The organism is Desulfobaculum senezii, from assembly GCF_054657395.1.
In genome coordinates this window covers 111,013-127,819 of sequence record NZ_BAAHYU010000004.1, presented here as the reverse complement: position 1 = coordinate 127,819, position 16,807 = coordinate 111,013, and the positions used below count along the sequence as shown (strand labels likewise).

The following is a 16,807-nucleotide window of genomic DNA, read 5'->3' as shown; positions in this document are numbered from 1 at the left end:
GGGGATGCCATGTCTCCGGTAACCGCAAAGAATGGGAATGTACTCGTGCTAACAGGGATTTTGCTCCTTTTTGGTGTGGCGCTGTTTGTTGGCGGGTTCGTGCTTGGTTCGTACATGACTATGCAGTCCGTGGAGAGGAACCTTGCGGCCCACGGCATCGCATTGCCGCAGGACACACCCGCCAGTACGACTGTACCCGCAAATGAAGCTGCTCCCGCGCTTCCCGCAGGGGATTCCGGAGTTGCCCCAAGCTCTGGTCCGGCTTCTGCTCCCGCCTCTGCTCCTGCTCAAATGCAGGGCGGGGGTGGAGATGACTCTCAAGCCAATGTCGCCCGGTTTGCGGTGGTGGAGAGCGCGCCCCGGCAGGCCGCACCGCCACAGGAGGAAGCCGCTGCGGTCCAGCGCGAAGCCGCCGCACAGGGGCGTGAGCCACAGACGGGCGCGCGGCGTAAGGCCTCGCCTCACCACATCAAGGTGCCGCCCGGGGATGAAGCGTCCGTGCAGTTTGTTTGGCTGGTGCGCGCCGGTGCCTACCTGACGCGAAGGAATGCCGAAGTGGAGGCCAAGAAGCTGGCGCGGCTGGGGTATCAGGCGGACACGGTGTATATGTTCGATGAGGCGGGGCGCAAGTGGCACGTGGTTGTGGTTGGCGCGTTTGATGAGGAAGAGCAGGCCAATGCCTTCAATTCCGCGTTTTTGGAGCACGCACACCGGGCGAGCGTTGTGCAGTCCTTCCGCCGGTCACTCTTTGAGGAACGGGTGAAGCACTTTGGCGGCGGCGTCCCTGCGGAGGATATGGACGCCACCGTTGCCGCCAAGTGAAGGGCGCGGCGATAAATGGTGTATAGCGGTGTCTATGAAAATTGACACAGATTCAGTTGCCGATTAATCCGTATGTGTTTTTCGATTTCCATGCGCATGGGTACAGCGTGCTGCGGACCGGGAGACACATCATGACTGGGACTCCATCTCCACTGCGGGATGGGGCGCATGCGCGCTCTGCACTATGGCAGGAGGCGGGGTGCGCCAATTGGCACTTATCCGTGAAGGGAAGACACCGCAGATGAAGAAATTTGTGTTCGTTCTTTTGGCCGTGCTGCTGACGTCCTGCACGGCGCATCGGCAAGGCGGCGGCGTGGTGCAAGGGCCTGACACCGGCGCCATCAAGGCGTTGGACGTAGATTTCGACAAAGCCCTTGAGATTGCCTGGGACATTGCGGAGGACCGCTTTCTGGATGTTGAATCCTGGGGCCGTGGCGACGGCATCAAGACCAAGCACAGAGATATGCTCATGGGCGGGGCGGTCTCCATCATCAAGCCCGTTCTTGTCCAGTCCAAGGACGATCCCTCAAATTACGGCATCATTTTTGATATTACATCCCGCCCCTACGGGCCGGATTTTTCCATGGCTCCCGGGTACATGGGAACCGAGTTCCTTGAAGCCCTTGAGGAGTACGTCGCCTTCAACAACATTCCCCAAAAGACGTTCAGCGCGTATCGCCGCATGCCGAACAAGGGCATGGTCGCCACTATGCCGCCGTCCTATCCACGTACTATTGAAGGGTTCAAGGAATTCCTTGATGGACGCCCCGCGAACCGCTTTGAAGGCATCTGGACGGATGACCAATCCCGGTACGTCATGGGCCTTGTCCACGACAAAGAGGACATTCGCTACCCCTACAAGGCGTATGTACTCACCTCCGAAGAGGTGGAGTGGCGGCCCGGCGATGTGAAAATCCAGTTCAACAAGCTGAAAAAAGATGAGGCGTGTACCAGTACCTATTCCCGGCGCAAGAAGGATTCCCAAGGCGTGCTGTGGCGGGTCGGCAAAAGTGAGATGCTGGCCTTGAACCTTGGCAGAAGGAATAGGCTGGCGCTGATGAAGATGTACCCGGACAAGGACGCCGGAGAGGTCACCGTGTACACGGGAACGTGCTGGCTCTTGGACGACAAGGGGCACGCCATGACCTGCGCCCATGTTGTGGATGGTGCCAAGCAGATTCAGGTCTATACTTCGCCGACAACGTTCACGAGCGCGCGGGTTTTGCTTGTGGACGAAGGGCTGGACCTTGCTGTTTTGAAGATTGACGCCGTCCCCTCACACCTCAAGCCGCTGCCTGTGAAGCTGACGGGTATGACCCCTCAGGGCGAAGATGTGTTTGTGGTTGGGTATCCTATTGCGAGCATCATCGGCACGCAGCTCAAAATGACGGAAGGCATCATTAGCTCCACACGGGGCTATGAGGAAACCGCCTCCCAGTATCAGGTGTCCGCTATGGTGAACGGCGGCAACAGTGGCGGGCCGCTTTTTGATTCGTGCGGGCGTGTGATTGGCGTTGTGAGTGCCAAAATCACTTTGCAGAATGTCGAAGGCATCGCCTACTCCGTGAAGTCCAACTATATCGGCCTGATGCTGGACCAACTGGGCATCCCCCGCCCAGCCCCCGCCCCCGCCCACCCCATGACGGGCAAGGAACTCTTTAAGAAGTACTCCAGTTCTATCTTCTACGTCGAGGTCGAGACCCGGTAACCAGCCCCCCCCAAGCGCGCCACCACGCGACTGCGCCGCCCCGGCGCGACTGCCCAAGGCGCAGACAAACGTCATCATCCAGCCCCCGGACAGGCCAACCTGTCCGGGGGCTGGTGTTGTGTTGGGGGGAACGGGTTCTCTGCTCCTTAAGACGAGAGGGGAGATGATAAAGGCCTCGCGATGCGAGGCCTTTGATAACTGGACGTAGAGTCTCTTGTTTTGAGTTGCGCTACGCACCTTCTGGCGTATCCAGCAGGTCCTTGGCGCGGAGGTAGTCGAAGACGGGGAGGCAGTTGGACCAGGCGAGGGTGCCGCCCATGGAGATGGCGACCTGGCAGGTTTCCACGATCTGCTGAACGCTTGCGCCGGACGTGAGGGATTGGTCGACCTTGGAGACGATGCATGGGCCGCACCCCTGACTGATGGCTATGGCCAGCGCCATCAGGCTTTTATCGCGCCGCGCAAGGGCGCCGTCGTCGTAGACCTCGGGAGAGATTGTTGAGTACACCGCCTCGTTGAGCTTCGCCATGTGCTCGCGGCTTTCATTGGTCAGGTCCCAGATATGTTCTTCGTAGTCCAGAATACTCTTGTCCATGAAAAGCTCCTTAGTGTGATGTGAGGCGTCTGCGACGCGGTGATACTGGCGGCGTGAAGCATCTGGAGCCGAGGTACAGGGTGGCAGCCCCGCGCGGTGTTGTCCATCGCAAGGAGTTTGTGTCTGGCGAAGCTGAGGGCTGGTCTCTATCGCCCATGGCCAGGGTGGGCCATTGAAGAGAAAAGGCTGCCGCGCCAGAGAATTCAAAAGTTCGGTGAGCCTGCTCCAAAAACGTGTTTTCACGCCTTGCCAACAGTTCTTACAATATTCTAGAGGCTGTTTGCAAACATGATATTGGGCAGTTTGAGGAGTGGCGCTGCGGTGTCGTTTATAAACCAGAATACTCCTCGTCGGGGAGACAAAGACAACAGTGGGTGACATGTATGAGAATGAGAGCAAGAGAGTGTGTGAATGGTGGCGTGATGTGTTGTGTGCTCTGTTCTCCGCTCGAATATACTGTTTTGCTGCGGGCAAAGGATGAGGTGCTGCGCGTTCTGCACGATATGGAAGAGGACTTGGGGCTTGGACTGTCGAAGGCGGATGGGGAAGATATAGAAAGCGTTTTGCCGTGCTCATTTGAGGCTATTGCATGGGACGGAGTGGAACTCCATTGCGAGAGACGTACGCTGGAACGTGTACAGCGGCTTCTTTTGGCATTTATACGTATTTATCCGGAGTTTGAGGCCTACGAAAAGCGCCTCAAGCACGATTTCTACACGTTTCTCGACGTGCTTTGTGGTGTGAACCTGATGCTCGAAGAGAGCCGCGTCTTAACTTGTCAATGCGTGGATAATGCTGTTGGTGAGGATCAGGAGTTGTGTTCAGTAGCGAATTGGAAAGGTGATGATTGCTCAGGTATGCGCCTACAGGAAGTAGGCGTTGATAAGCAGAATATGTGTACTGTATGCATGACGAAGGATGAGTTTTGTTTTCTTTCGAATTCGTTTCTCATGGTATGTGGAGGGTTTCATAATGTGGATTATGAATTCGTTCTTGGTGTGAAGAAGGGGTATGCTAAGAAGTGCTTCGACTGTTTTTATGCTAATCATGGCGTAATTGTCGGCGGCGAGGCAAATGTATGCTTGCCGCGCGAAATTTTTGTCCTTTTGCAGAAGGCAATCGTCGCTGTTATGTATAAATTTCATGATGATGATGTCTACCATACATACTTAGGGGCGTTTTTTGAGGAGGTTCTTGACCTCCTCTGTAGCGTGAGTCGTGTGTTAGAAGAAAGCTATGAGCTGTTGTCCTGTGGGGGGCGCGGGTAGGGGGGATGAGTGTTATGCGGGCTTCTCACGCACGAGCCACAGTCGAAGAGGTTCGCCTCGTGCTGCTAATGAAAAGGCTTTTCGCTCCAATTCCTAAGGGGCGCGTGTGGTCTAGGGGGCGTGGCATTTCGGTTCAGGGCCTGTAAAAAATCGCCCGCGTCGCATGGATACAGGCGAGGGTGCAGGACGAGTGGCAGAGGTATCGCTCTCTGCAGGGCCGTCCCGCGAGTTTTGTCCCTGCGCGTATGACGATAGTGCAGGCTGCGGAGCTTTTGTCCCTGTGTTGTTCTCTTTGCCGCGATTTGTATGAAAAGACTGCATCTTACGTTTTATCGCGTCGTCTCGTGCGGGGTGAGGTCTTGCTTTTCTCCCTTTTTGTCCGGCAAGCGACAGTATCCACCTGACGATTTCTGTTGAAAGTCAAGCGATCAGCCTATAGGTATAATAGGAATCGTTGTAGCTTATCTATATGATAGCGCTCCTCATAAGAGCGGAGGGTGGATGGACAAGCAGAGTACATTGGCAATTGTAAAATCCGCATCGCGAACTGTTGGGCTGGGATTTTGGTCGTCGCTGAAGGACCTGCTGCCCATCATTTTCGTTATTGCCTTCTTCCAAGGCGCAGTGCTTCGCCAGCCTCTGCCCAATGTTCTTGGAGTGATGGAAGGTGGCTTGCTGGTGGTCTTTGGGCTGGCGCTTTTTGTGGAGGGGCTGGAAATTGGCCTGTTCCCTATTGGCGAACAGATGGCGCACGCCTTGGCCCGCAAGGGGAGCCTGTTTTGGCTGCTGGCGTTTTCTTTTGCCTTGGGGTTCGCCACCACTGTTGCGGAGCCCTCGCTTATCGCCGTTGCGGATGAGGCCGCAAGCGTTGCCGCGCAAGGCGGGCTTATTGAAAGCGGCGAAAAGGCCATGAATGATTATGCCATGGGGCTTCGGCTGTCCGTGGCCCTTTCCGTTGGGGTGTCTATTCTTATCGGTGTGCTGCGTATTCTGCGCGGCTGGCCTGTTCATTATCTGATTATCGGCGGCTATGTCGTCATTATGGTGATGACCATCTTCGCCCCGCATGAAATCGTTGGTATTGCGTACGATGCGGGCGGTGTGACCACTTCGACGGTGACCGTGCCGCTTGTTGCCGCGCTTGGTGTGGGCCTTGCCTCGATCATCAAAGGGCGAAATCCGCTTGTTGACGGCTTCGGACTCATTGCCTTTGCTTCACTGTTGCCCATGATTGCCGTTATTGGCTATGGGCTTGTCCTTTTCGGAGCCAAATAAGGGGGCCATGTGCAGTTCTTCACCGAATTTTCAGGCGCATTTTTGTCGACCTGTCGCGATGTCCTGCCGATTCTTGCCCTGCTTGTGGGGTTTCAGCTTTTTGTGCTCCGCCAGCCTGTCCCGCACCCCAAGCGGATGATTGCCGGGGGCGTCTATGTTGTGATTGGCCTGACGCTTTTTCTGCTGGGGCTTGATAAGGCGCTGTTCCCTCTTGGCAAAATGATGGCGACACAGTTGACGGAGCCGACGTTTCTGCTTGGCGGGGCAGAGGCGGCCTCGGAGTGGTCGGCGTATGGCTGGATTTATCTATTTGCCGCGCTTATCGGCTTTTCCACCACCATTGCCGAGCCGTCGCTGCTTGCGGTGGCTATTAAGGCAAAGGAGGTGTCCGGCGGTGGCATCAGCCAGTGGGGCTTGCGGATAACTGTTGCCATTGGCGTGGCCTTTGGCATTGCCCTCGGAGCCTTCCGCATTGTAACCGGAACCCCGCTGTATCTTTACATTCTTGTCGGATATGTCATTGTCATTATACAAACAATTTTTGCACCAAAGATGATTGTCGCCCTTGCCTACGACTCGGGCGGCGTGACCACATCTACGGTGACTGTTCCTTTGGTGGCCGCCCTCGGACTGGGGCTGTCGGAAGCGGTGCCGGGCAGAAATCCGGCCCTTGATGGGTTTGGCCTTATTGCCTTTGCCAGTCTGTTTCCGATAATTTCAGTGATGGGATATGCACAGATGACCCAATGGATGACAGCGAGAAAGAGCAAAAAGAGCCTGAGGGAGGCGCAGCGTGAAGTTTAAACTGATATTGGCACCAGTGAAAACATACAAGACGGACCCCATCGTTGATGCCGCCAAGGCCGCCGGGGCGACCGGAGCGACCATTATCCCCAGCCGCGGCACCGGCATGCGCGAGGCCAAGACCTTCTTTGGCCTGACGTTGGAGGATCAGACGGACATCGTCATGTTCCTGATAGAGGAGCACCTTGTGAAGCCCGTTGTTGCCGCCATTGAAGAGGCCGGGGAGTTCCATAAACCGGGCACGGGCATCGCTTTTGTGCTGCCGGTGGAGCAGGTTGTGGGCATGGAGAGCCAGATTGAGCGGTTCAAGGAAGAGGTACGGGAGAAGTACCTGTAAGTTCTTTCACCACGGATGGGACGTGAGAGGGAGGAAGCATGTCGGCAATCGTACGTGTGCGCGATGTGATGAAGCGAGAGATAGTGAGCGTTGACGGCATGGCCTCGGCCAAAGAGGTTGCGGAGCAGATGCGCAGCAAGCGTATTTCCGAAATCCTCGTGGCGCGTCGTCATGACGATGATGCGTGGGGCATGGTAACCATTACCGACTTGGTGGAGCAGGTTATCGTTCCCGGTCTCGATGCCGGGGACGTCAGCGCCTATGAAATCATGACCAAGCCCATCATTACGGTGCCCGCCAATATGGACATCCGCTACGCGGTGCGGCTTATGAATATGACCAGCATCAAGAGCGCTCCCGTTGAGGAAAACGGGGAGGTCGTCGGCGTGGTGTCGTTGTCGTCGCTGGTTTTGGACAACAACCTGCTGTAGCGGCAGGTGGGGCGTACTGCCAACGCCAAAGGGGCGCAGCTATGTTGCAGATTTTGTCAGCGATTCAATCCGCGCTTCACCTACGGCGCGTGTGCTCCCGTTGCGGCGCAAGCCAGACGGTGCGCTTGGAAGAGCGAAATAAGCCTGTCGTCTGTAAAGAGTGCGGCAAGACGCTTCCGCCTCCCAAGAGCTAGGGCCTTATTGCAGAGCTGTGTTCTGCTGTGCCCGGCGCTGGTCAGTCGTAGGCCCATTCCTTCGGATGGTCCGGCGTAAGGCTGTTGCCCTTGGCGCGCCCGGTTTGACATTCTCCTTCCCGTAATAGTTTCTGGTGACTCCCTGCGCGGCACTGTGTGACGGTGCCGCGCTTTGTGGTGTGTGGGGGCGTTATTATGAGGTCGCGTCACGCCCCGCCCCTGTCAGAGGGGCCTTCCGCCGTCGCCGAAAAACCACTGCAAGACGTTTGAAAGCGGACTTTGGGCATTTGCCCGAGGTCCGCTTTGCCATTTGCAGTGGCCTTCGGTCATGCTTTCCTATGGCGCACATGCTCCACCATGCCTTAAAATACGCCTCGAAATGCGTGGATGGGCTGGTGTTGGACTTTTGACGGTTTAAGATCGGCCTTGACATAGAATGGGAATCGTTTGGATAAGCTGGGACCGCAGTTATTGCGAAGAGCAGGGAATTTGTGGGTGAGGGGCGCTGGGCGCTCTGGGTGAGGAGTTTGGCGGCGCTTTGGAAGTGGTCGCTAGCGCTACGCCGGGCGGCGCTTGCCGCCCCCCTGTGGTCCCTGCTGTGGAATCCGGCGATAATGCAGGCTGCCCCTGTTCTACAAGGTGATAGGCATATGATGAGCATGATTAAAATAGGGCTGGTGGTTCTTCTCGGGCTGCCTGCTGTTCTTTCCGTGATGACGCTGCCTGCGACGGTGATGGCCCTCAGTGGCATAAATGGCGTGAACCTTGAGTCGAGGCTGTCGTTGTGCTTTGCGTTTTTGGTTCTGGTCTATCCGGCCGTTTACGGGATGAGCGTTGTGTTTTTGTACACAACGGGCAGATGGGGATTCCTGTACATCCCGGCCGCGGCGCTTGTTGTTGCGGGGCTTTTGTGGGGGGCGGTAACTCTGCTTCAGACCAAGGAGCAGGCCCAAAGGGACGCGCTGGAGGAGGCTGTTGAGGGTGTATTGCATGAGCAGTACGCGGGCGCCGTGCAGCTTAGGACCGACTATTCGAGCCATGGCAAAGGCGACGGATACCTGTGCCGACTCTATGATGATGAGGATGGGAACGTTTTCCTTGTACAATTCGAGACGCTTGAGCCGGAGCGCATCGCCGCTGCGGTAGAGCGCGAGAGGGAAGCGAAGAACGCCTATGTGGCGCGGCATGAGGCCTTGGCGGCGCGGTGCGCGGAATATGTGGATACCTCCGTTGTTGTCGCCTCTGATGATGGGCACGTGGCGCTATACGTGTACACAACAACGACGGAGTTCGTTACTGGCGATATGACGCCCGTTGGGCAGGCCATCAATGCCGCGAAAAATTGTGCAGACGATGTTTTCATTGTTTTGGGCGGCGTTTCCAACGACGCACGTTCCGGCTATGTGCACTATGCGTCGCGCAGTAGTGCGACACCGCTGCAAGACCGGATACGCCATATAGCTGACAGCGCATCATTTCGAATTGTACAGGCAGGCGAGGAGCATGCGCAGAACGTTTTTGCGCGTCACTCTGGCATGGTGCCAGCTCTTGTGATGCGCGAGGCACAGGACAATACCAACGCCTCCCTTGCCGCGTTTGCGGAAGAGCAAGGCGTTCGCATTGTGAATGGCGCGCTGGATTACGCCGATGGGCAGATTGTTGTCCGCGGCGAGTATGCGAAGAAAGAATCCGGCGAGACAGGGAAATATACGTACCATTTCATGACACTACATATACTTCTTGGTGAATAATATATGTTCTTTAGAAAAAAAACGATTGAGGCAATGGTAAAGTCCGGCGATGTAAAGCGGCTTGCAAGTGTTCTGGCAGAGCAGACCGTGGGCGACGCTGATGAGAAGGGCATAACGCCGCTCCAATATGCTGTGCAATACGAAAAGTCCAAAGTGGCGCGGATGCTCCTCGGTATGGGTGCGCCAATCGGCAGGAGTGATGATGAGGCCGCGTCTTTGCTGGAGCAGGTTGCGCGTACGTGTAATGAAAATGTGTGGAAAGCCTTTGTTGAGCACGGGCACCACTTGCCAGCCACCATTGATGGCGAGCCACTCCTGCATTGGCTCGTCACCCAGAAATATTACGCAAAGGACTTACTGGATGTTCTGCTGGCAACAGGTGTGGACATCAATGCCCTGAACTCGCGCGGGATGACAGCACTTGCCTTTCTGCTTGGCCGCGAAACCTTCTCGCTGAAGGCGCTGGACCATCTTTTGGAGGCGGGAATTGATGTGAATTATGCGGCAGAGCCTAGAGCCACCCCGCTCATCGTGGCCCTTGAAAACAGGGAACTGCCCTGCACGTCGTCTCTGGGGAGTTGGAACTTTGAGAGGGTGCTGTCGCGGCTGTGCGCGCATGGTCTGGACCTTTTGAATATCCGAAAGCCCCTTGCGACGGGCTCGAGCATTTCTCTGGCGGTGCAAGCGCTGCAAGCCCGCAACTCGGACCGGTTCATTGCGCTTTTCCGCGCGGGTCTTGCCTTTTCTGATGATGATATCCGTCAGGTTAAGGGCTTCCTGCGGAAGGATTGCTTTGACGAAAAGCAGCGCAGGCAGCTTGTCCTCGTGAATGAGGAACGCGGCAATGTGTTGCCGGTGCCTGTCGATTTTTATGACAAGGCAACACTGAGAAAAATGGTGCAGAACGCGGACTGTACTGACGCCAGCATCGAGATGGTGCGCCAGATTGCCATGAGCGGCGAGTACTTCACGCGCGAGAAGATTTTATTTATCACGCCGCTTCTTGATCGGGGTGTGGACCTCAATGCCCCTGTGGAGCACGGCATGCGTGAAATGACGCTCCTCTGCGCCGTTGTGGGGTGGAGCGACATGCTCAAGGAGCCGGAAGCGCTTGTGCAGTGGCTTCTTGAGCGCGGCGCGCGCATTGAGGCGCATGGGCATTCCGCATTGTTGTACGCCGTGTGGTTCAACAAGCGAAAGATGGTCACCTTGCTTGTTGACCGGGGCGCAGACCTTGATTTTGTGGACAAGCATGGTTTGAGCTTTGAGTCTATGATCATGACTCCGTCTCCGCGTGGGGATCTGTTCCCTTCCGACGATGAAGTGTTCGCGATGTTTGCCCATATCGCCGACCTCTACCGCATGCAGGGCAAGCCCTTCCCTGTGGACCGGAGGGTGCTGAGCGGGAAAAGCCCGCAGGAACTGACTAGTAACATGCTTTTCATGTGCGTGATTGTCGCGTATCACGGCCACCATCAGCGCCGTCTTTTGAAGCTGTATGTTGACAACGGGTGGGATATAAACAGGAAGTTTGAGCTGGTTTACGCGGATGGCACTGCCGGTTATCTCACCTTCTTTGACTTTATGATGTCTTGCTGTGACCCAGATCAAATTGATTTTGTTTTCTACCTCGATACGTATCCACACTTGAAGTGCGGCACGGCCGATTATGAGTCGGCCGATTCGTTGCGCCTTGCGTTGTTAAAAAAGCACTCCGTGGATGTGATTAGACGAATCATTGCGCGGACGGAAAATATACAGCGCACCTTTACACGGAAGTTCAAGGACGATGTCTACACGCACCGTGTGGAAAACTACCTCTCCCTCGCGCTTGATTGGGGTCACCGGAGGAATCCTGATGTCCGTGTCGAGGAGACGTTGCAGATTTTCAAGGCCCTTATCGAGGCTGGGTGCGACGTAGAGTACATCGTCAAGTCCCGCCTTATAGATCAGTATAAAAATACAGGTCTGTATCGCAACGAGGACTCGATCCTTGAACACGTCATGGACGTATGGTCCGGCGACTTGCCGGCGCTGTCTCTTATTGAGGTTCTTCTTGATGCCGGGGCGCCTGTCCACACGCATTTAGGCTGTTTTGGCGAGGCGTTTGTTCATAAGATTTGTGGACGCATTAAGAATCAGTACTATCCGTTTGTGATCGGTGTGCTTGAGATTCTCGAAAAGCGGGGGCTTCTTGAGATTGAAGAGGCATCCGATAATGGAGCGACGGCTCTTCTGCACGCCGCGGGCTCGTCGAATCCTCATGTGACGAAGTGGCTGGTTGAGCGAGGCGCCAATGTTATGGCTATTGGCGGCTTTGACGACAGTACAGCCCTGAACCGCAACATAACGAACTTTGCGTATCACTCAAAACAGGACAGGCTGGAGACGACACGTATTCTCCTCGATGCGGGAGCGGACATCAATTACGTGGACAATGACGGCTACACGCCCCTTATGTGCGCGGTGCATTTCGGGTGCCTTGAGGTTGCCCGCGAGCTTGTTGACCGTGGCGCGGACCTGAGCCTTGTGCACGGTATAAGTGGCAAGACGTTGATACATTTGGCTCTTGATATGCAGGACCAATATGACCTGCGCGAGAGGGGGGCGCCGCAGTACACCAGTGTCGATGTGGATGAGCTGCGCAAGAATATGATCTCATTGCTGGTTGAAAATGGCGTCGATATCAACGCGCCGCAGGATGGCGGAACCACGCCGCTGAATCATGTTATCGTGTCCAATGACGTTGAGATGTTTAAATTCCTGACTGCACGCGGCGCAGACAGCAACCGCGTGGACTTCTCCGGACGGACAGCGGCTATGTTTGCGTGCATGAGGGGCGGTTTTGGGTTTGTGAACACCATCTTCAGGCGCAAAAAGACGGCTGATGTGATTGCGAATACCGATAATGACGGCCTCAACGTCATCCACTACGCGGCCCGCCGCTTTGTTGACGAGCGTGATGATATGCTGGCGGCAAACTTTATTCAGCAATTCGTCCAGAAATTTGATGTCCCCTTGGTCGCAAATTGCGATGGAGTGACCCCGCTGCATTATGCGTGCATCGATGGAAAATCCAAGACCGTTGAAAAGCTCCTCGAATTGGGGAGCGACATCAATGCGAAAGATAACTCCGGCAATACGCCTCTCCACTATGCCGCTGAAGTCACATATGAGACCGATTTGAATGAACGCTACGCGTTTGTGCGAATGCTGTTGGAGCAAGGGGCTGACCATAGCGCCCAAAATGAGAAAGGCTATACCGCCGCAGATTATGCGCGTATGTGCATTGACGAGGTTGATAACGTGGATGGTCTCAAAGCGCTTATAGCGCTTTTGGATGCCGAATACGTATCGGCAAGAATCCAGTAGGGTAGCCAACGACGCGGAGAGGAGACATCCTCTCCGCGTTTTTTTTGAGTAAATATCTTTGGCCTGTGGAGGATGCGTGGGGTGGATCAAACACTGTGTAAACAGTGTTGCCATGCCGAGCAGTGATGCTATATATGTCGGCCTGTTGTCATGGTGGAGTGGGTGAAGGGGGAGATATGGGTATTTCGATGCGGAGAAGGGGGTGCGGGGAGTACGCCGTCTTGAGTGTGATGGCCATGGCGCTCGTCCTTACATTGTGTTCCCCTGTGGCGAATCCGGAAGGCTATTGTGTCTTTTATGTGGATTGCAATAACGTAAAGTCGCTTCGTCACCTTGTTGGTGTCCTGCAGCCTGAGGATCAAACTCCACCAGGTGAACACGTCATTGAACGTCACTTTGGGATGATAGAGTTGACGGATGCAGGATTTGTCGAATTCAAGCGTGCTTTGTCTCTTTGTACAAAACAATATCTTGTCATTAAGGCGGGAGATATCATCGTCAAGAAGGGGCCAGGAGATGCAACACATCCGGGCAATGGTATCCTTTATTTCAACCGAGACTCAGAAGATGAACTGCGTCTCGTACTCCATGCTGTGTGTCCATCCTTGCCTATCCACAACCAGTTTGATGGTTTGAGGTGTTCTGAGACATCATAGTCGGTGTGTTACTGTTTTTAGGTGATCTGAAGTGTTGTGCCGCGCTCAATATTATACGCGGCGCTGTACGGTTCTCTCCGTGAGTAGGATGAAGTTACAGAAGGAGTTGTATCGTGCTATTGAAAGAAGTTGATTTGGAAAGAGAGTATATGTGTCGCGTTGTCTTCTCGGATATGGAGCGATGGTCGCTTGCAAGCGCGTTCAATGAAGTGCTCAGAGGTATTCATAATGTGCAATTTGAGCGTGTGTTGGGTGTGAAAAAAGATTACGCAATGCAGTATGATGATTATTTGCGCGAAGAACATGAGCCAATTGATGATGATTTTTCAATAGAAGTTACGCTGCCGCGTGAGGCTTTTGTCATTATGCAGCGAACCATCCTTGAGCTCTTTGATGACTTTGGGTGCTATCCCGGCGACTATTCTGCACGCCCAGGGACCGAGCTTGGTGAGTATCTTGATATACTATCTGGGCTGAATACTCTTTTGGAAGAGAGTGCGCAGCGTATTTGTTATGCACAATTGGGTCGTATGAATTGATGGCTTCCTCTTTCATGGAATGTGTAGTTTTTATAGCGAAAAGATGGGAGGATATGGAAAATGATTCTTAAAGAAGTATTCCTTGAGCGAGAGGTCGTCTGCCGATGTGCTCTCTCTAGCGATGAGTATGCCCTGTTGATTCAGTCTTTCGAAGGTGCTCTTCATGGTGCGGAGACAATTACTCTAAAAAATGGACAGTCTTTTTCGGGCGAAGCTGTGCAGCGATATTATGATATTTTGAAGAATTGCAAGGCTGGTGATGATTCAGAAAGAATGATTGAGTGGCCGCGAGAGGCTTTTGTTGTTGCACAAGGCATCATTATCGACGTGATGCGAGGATTTTGTTGTAGCTATGACGAGCATTCTAATGACCTTGAAATAGAGTTTGATCGGTATCTCCAAGTGCAAACGGGGTTGAGCTTTGTTTTGGAGGAGATTTGTGATCGGGTTCTCCAAGAGTGTGAGGCCGCCGCTGAATAAGCAGTTCTGCGAGCGTTGAACAAGGTAGTAGGCTAAGCAGGTGTTCAGGCCTCCTTGGAGTGCTCGCTGAAATATCGCTGAGCCTGAGCAGCTTGGAAAGAGGAGCGCATCCTTAGTCATGATAGACTAGAATTTGTCAATCTCTCGCAATTAATGTCACCCAATTGTATGCCCTTGATGGTGCGATGTGTTTTCTTTGGTCTTCAAGCTCCTTGATGGGCGTTTTTCCTCTGTGAGGCGGCTCTTTTCTTGGCTGGGAAAACTGATGCGCCCCGCAGCTGCATCTCACATCGCCAACGGTAAATAGGATTTACGCTAATCCAAAGACTCTCAGGGGCCTCAGTCGCAGTGTCCCAGACGCTTCAACCATGAGCACAGCGTTTCATTTGAATTCCGCATCATAAGCCTGCAATTACAGCTTTTTCACCTCTCCTGGTTGTTCGTCAGGAGAGTGGGTAACAGCTCAGGGTCTGGACCATTTTGCTTGAGGCGCACCTGGAAGGTCTCTGCCTCGCCTTATTGCCCTCAGTTATGTGTAAAGAACATGCCCTTGGAAGCAATTCCAAGGGCATGTTCTTTGTTGGGGGCAGTGCAGGGGGGGAGCTTGTTGATTCGTTAATTGTCCTACTAACGTTCTTCTCTGACAGATTCGATGTACTCGTTAATGGTTTCTATGGGACGACGTCCCATGTTTCTATACCCTTGGTGTGAGCGTTCAGTATTGTAGTAGGTCAGCCAGGTGTCCAGGTCGGCCTGGAGTGCTTCTACGGTCTCATAAAGCGTTGTTCTGAAGGCTTCTCGAAAGAACTCATCAAGCACAGTGCCATTAAACCGCTCGACAAAGCCATTTGTCCGAGGTGATCGCACCTTGGTACGGCGGTGTTCAATCTCGTTGAGGGACAGATAGAGTTCATATGGATGGGTCTCGGTTCCGCAAAATTCCCTGCCGTTGTCAGTAAGGACAGCGGAAACGGCAATTTCCTTTTCCTCGTAGAACGGCATGACGTCGTTGTGAAGGACGGAAACGGCAGCCTCTGGGCGCTTGCTGGTATGCAGAAAGCCGAAGGCATAGCTTGAGAAGGAATCGACGACGACATGCAGGTAAACTCGCCCCACCCCTTTGAGACGTCCCACGTAAAAGGTGTCTTGGCACAACAGCTCCCCAGGGCGAGAACTCTCGACGTGTCGTTCTTTAAAAACGGGATTTTGTTTTTCAATGAAAGCGACCTGTTCGCCCGATAATTCAATGGGTTCGCCAGCTTGCTTCTGCTCAAGCTTAAGCCAGCGGTCGTACTTGGTGCCCATGCCATTCTTGATCAAGATGTTTTGAATGGTAGGGGAGCTCACCGAAACACCGATGAGTTTGAGCTGATTGGAAAGGCGAACGCACCCCCAAGCAGGATGAGCTAGGCTCAATTCCAAGATTTGCTCGACCACCTCCTCGGAGGTGGCGAAAGGGTGGGACTTCGGAATAGGCGGCAGATCTTTGAGCCCTTCAAGGCCGTGAGTCTGGAAACGCCGCTTGTACTCGTAGAATTGACTACGATGCATACCGCGTCGCCGGCAGGCTTCACTGACGTTTCCCAAGCTCTCTGCAAGCTCAAGCACACTCATACGCTGGCGGGCGACTTTCTCTGCAGCTTTCATGGGGCCTCCATCGTGAGACTGTACCCCAAAATCTGTCTGAGGACTAACCTAGTAGGTCAGCTAAACAACAACCATTTCACATATGTCTTCTAAGTTTCCAAGAGTTAAAAGGTGTGGTTTTAACTTGTCTGATACTGGTGAAGGTGGAATCCAAATGAATCGAAATTCCTTCTGGTAAGCATAGCTAAAATGCTTACAGGCGAAGGGATCAAATTGCTGTTCTGAATGTAGATAAGGATCGATATAGTTAACAGCCCCACATGAAAATTCCCAATTAGGAAGCTTGGCTGACATAGCTTGTTTTAGCCTTTGCTTAAATACGTCTATATCTCGGATGATTACACAAGCATCAGCTTCAAAGTCTTCGAACAATCTTAGATCGAGCGAGGACGCAGTACACCAGACGTAGAAGTCCGTGTTTGAAGTTGTCGTCACCTTTATATCGCTACTCAATGGGATGACTTCTTTGGACTTACCTGTTTTTTGATCTAGAATAGTTACTCTTGTGTTATTCTTTCGGATGAACTTATGCACGCTAAGTTCGTCGTCGCACATGGCCCTGTTTAAGGATGAGTCTTTATATGCGCTTGCGGGAGAGACATATACCTGACCCTCTGATAATAATGCTTCAGCGTGTTTTTGCTTAGTGAACTTTGCTATAAACGATCCTTCATCTGGAATTGTTATTTTTTGAAAAGCTCTAGCTCCATTCGGTAATGTGGGAAATGTTGGGGTCGGAATATTTAAAACTTCCGATACGTCAGGCTGCATAGAGCCTCTTCGTGCGTACTCTTCCAGTATATGAGTAAATCGCGGGGTCCAATAATTCATCAAGTTATCATCTATGACTGGGCCTATCTTGCCATCTGGGATAACTGGGTGATATTTGAGGCAACATCACAAAGTCGTGTTTTCAAGTAGTCGTCAG

At 53.5% G+C, this 16,807-nt stretch carries 15 protein-coding genes; 12 read left to right on the top strand and 3 right to left on the bottom strand.

The window, feature by feature from the left end:
- The first annotated feature begins 9 nt into the window (after positions 1-9).
- Positions 10-822 carry an SPOR domain-containing protein gene (locus ACYQ2T_RS15460; protein WP_459901804.1) on the top strand — a complete coding sequence of 271 codons (813 nt, stop codon included), beginning with the start codon at positions 10-12 and terminating at the stop codon, positions 820-822.
- 241 nt (positions 823-1,063) lie between these two features.
- The gene (locus ACYQ2T_RS15455) at positions 1,064-2,530 is read left to right on the top strand and encodes a S1C family serine protease (protein WP_459901802.1); all 1,467 of its coding nucleotides are present in this window, start codon (positions 1,064-1,066) and stop codon (positions 2,528-2,530) included.
- Between the two features lie 229 nt (positions 2,531-2,759).
- On the opposite strand, the gene ACYQ2T_RS15450 is transcribed toward ACYQ2T_RS15455, so the two are convergent.
- A complete protein-coding gene (locus tag ACYQ2T_RS15450) occupies positions 2,760-3,125 on the bottom strand; it encodes a carboxymuconolactone decarboxylase family protein (RefSeq protein ID WP_459901800.1) in 366 nt (121 codons plus the stop codon).
- A gap of 407 nt (positions 3,126-3,532) precedes the next feature.
- Between ACYQ2T_RS15450 and ACYQ2T_RS15445 the strand changes: the two genes are divergently transcribed.
- The 10 genes from ACYQ2T_RS15445 to ACYQ2T_RS15400 all read left to right on the top strand — a co-directional run bounded on the left by ACYQ2T_RS15445 (position 3,533) and on the right by ACYQ2T_RS15400 (position 14,232).
- A complete protein-coding gene (locus ACYQ2T_RS15445) occupies positions 3,533-4,393 on the top strand; it encodes a hypothetical protein (protein ID WP_459901798.1) in 861 nt (286 codons plus the stop codon).
- A 519-nt stretch (positions 4,394-4,912) separates the two neighbouring features.
- The gene (locus tag ACYQ2T_RS15440) at positions 4,913-5,668 is read left to right on the top strand and encodes a DUF1538 family protein (protein ID WP_459901796.1); all 756 of its coding nucleotides are present in this window, start codon (positions 4,913-4,915) and stop codon (positions 5,666-5,668) included.
- 9 nt (positions 5,669-5,677) lie between these two features.
- A complete protein-coding gene (locus ACYQ2T_RS15435; protein ID WP_404845576.1) occupies positions 5,678-6,472 on the top strand; it encodes a DUF1538 domain-containing protein in 795 nt (264 codons plus the stop codon).
- On the top strand, positions 6,462-6,809 hold the full coding sequence (locus tag ACYQ2T_RS15430; RefSeq protein ID WP_404845577.1) for a P-II family nitrogen regulator: 348 nt from the start codon (positions 6,462-6,464) through the stop codon (positions 6,807-6,809). The genes ACYQ2T_RS15435 and ACYQ2T_RS15430 overlap by 11 nt, the downstream gene beginning before the upstream one ends.
- A gap of 38 nt (positions 6,810-6,847) precedes the next feature.
- Positions 6,848-7,240: a CBS domain-containing protein gene (locus ACYQ2T_RS15425; RefSeq protein ID WP_459901794.1), complete on the top strand. Its 393-nt coding sequence runs from the start codon at positions 6,848-6,850 to the stop codon at positions 7,238-7,240.
- Positions 7,241-8,084: 844 nt separating this feature from the next.
- Positions 8,085-9,185, top strand: coding sequence for a hypothetical protein (locus ACYQ2T_RS15420; protein WP_459901793.1), 1,101 nt, complete (start codon positions 8,085-8,087; stop codon positions 9,183-9,185).
- Positions 9,186-9,188: 3 nt separating this feature from the next.
- On the top strand, positions 9,189-12,557 hold the full coding sequence (locus tag ACYQ2T_RS15415; RefSeq protein ID WP_459901791.1) for an ankyrin repeat domain-containing protein: 3,369 nt from the start codon (positions 9,189-9,191) through the stop codon (positions 12,555-12,557).
- 176 nt (positions 12,558-12,733) lie between these two features.
- Positions 12,734-13,213, top strand: a complete 480-nt coding sequence (locus tag ACYQ2T_RS15410; protein WP_459901789.1) for a hypothetical protein — start codon at positions 12,734-12,736, stop codon at positions 13,211-13,213.
- A 113-nt stretch (positions 13,214-13,326) separates the two neighbouring features.
- Positions 13,327-13,752, top strand: a complete 426-nt coding sequence (locus ACYQ2T_RS15405; protein WP_459901787.1) for a hypothetical protein — start codon at positions 13,327-13,329, stop codon at positions 13,750-13,752.
- Positions 13,753-13,812: 60 nt separating this feature from the next.
- On the top strand, positions 13,813-14,232 hold the full coding sequence (locus ACYQ2T_RS15400) for a hypothetical protein (protein ID WP_459901786.1): 420 nt from the start codon (positions 13,813-13,815) through the stop codon (positions 14,230-14,232).
- Positions 14,233-14,859: 627 nt separating this feature from the next.
- Here ACYQ2T_RS15400 and ACYQ2T_RS15395 read toward each other — a convergent pair.
- On the bottom strand, positions 14,860-15,879 hold the full coding sequence (locus ACYQ2T_RS15395; RefSeq protein ID WP_459901785.1) for an IS481 family transposase: 1,020 nt from the start codon (positions 15,877-15,879) through the stop codon (positions 14,860-14,862).
- A gap of 60 nt (positions 15,880-15,939) precedes the next feature.
- Complete coding sequence (locus ACYQ2T_RS15390) at positions 15,940-16,650, bottom strand: hypothetical protein (RefSeq protein WP_459901783.1); 711 nt, start codon at positions 16,648-16,650, stop codon at positions 15,940-15,942.
- Positions 16,651-16,807: the final 157 nt, after the last annotated feature.

Coding starts and splice junctions, on each gene's coding strand:
- ACYQ2T_RS15400 (WP_459901786.1), top strand. CDS start 13,813: ATGATTCTTAAAGAAGTATTCCTTGAGCGAGAGGTCGTCTGCCGATGT.
- ACYQ2T_RS15410 (WP_459901789.1), top strand. CDS start 12,734: ATGGGTATTTCGATGCGGAGAAGGGGGTGCGGGGAGTACGCCGTCTTG.
- ACYQ2T_RS15460 (WP_459901804.1), top strand. CDS start 10: ATGTCTCCGGTAACCGCAAAGAATGGGAATGTACTCGTGCTAACAGGG.
- ACYQ2T_RS15395 (WP_459901785.1), bottom strand. CDS start 15,879: ATGAAAGCTGCAGAGAAAGTCGCCCGCCAGCGTATGAGTGTGCTTGAG.
- ACYQ2T_RS15425 (WP_459901794.1), top strand. CDS start 6,848: ATGTCGGCAATCGTACGTGTGCGCGATGTGATGAAGCGAGAGATAGTG.
- ACYQ2T_RS15455 (WP_459901802.1), top strand. CDS start 1,064: ATGAAGAAATTTGTGTTCGTTCTTTTGGCCGTGCTGCTGACGTCCTGC.
- ACYQ2T_RS15450 (WP_459901800.1), bottom strand. CDS start 3,125: ATGGACAAGAGTATTCTGGACTACGAAGAACATATCTGGGACCTGACC.
- ACYQ2T_RS15415 (WP_459901791.1), top strand. CDS start 9,189: ATGTTCTTTAGAAAAAAAACGATTGAGGCAATGGTAAAGTCCGGCGAT.
- ACYQ2T_RS15390 (WP_459901783.1), bottom strand. CDS start 16,650: ATGCAGCCTGACGTATCGGAAGTTTTAAATATTCCGACCCCAACATTT.
- ACYQ2T_RS15420 (WP_459901793.1), top strand. CDS start 8,085: ATGATGAGCATGATTAAAATAGGGCTGGTGGTTCTTCTCGGGCTGCCT.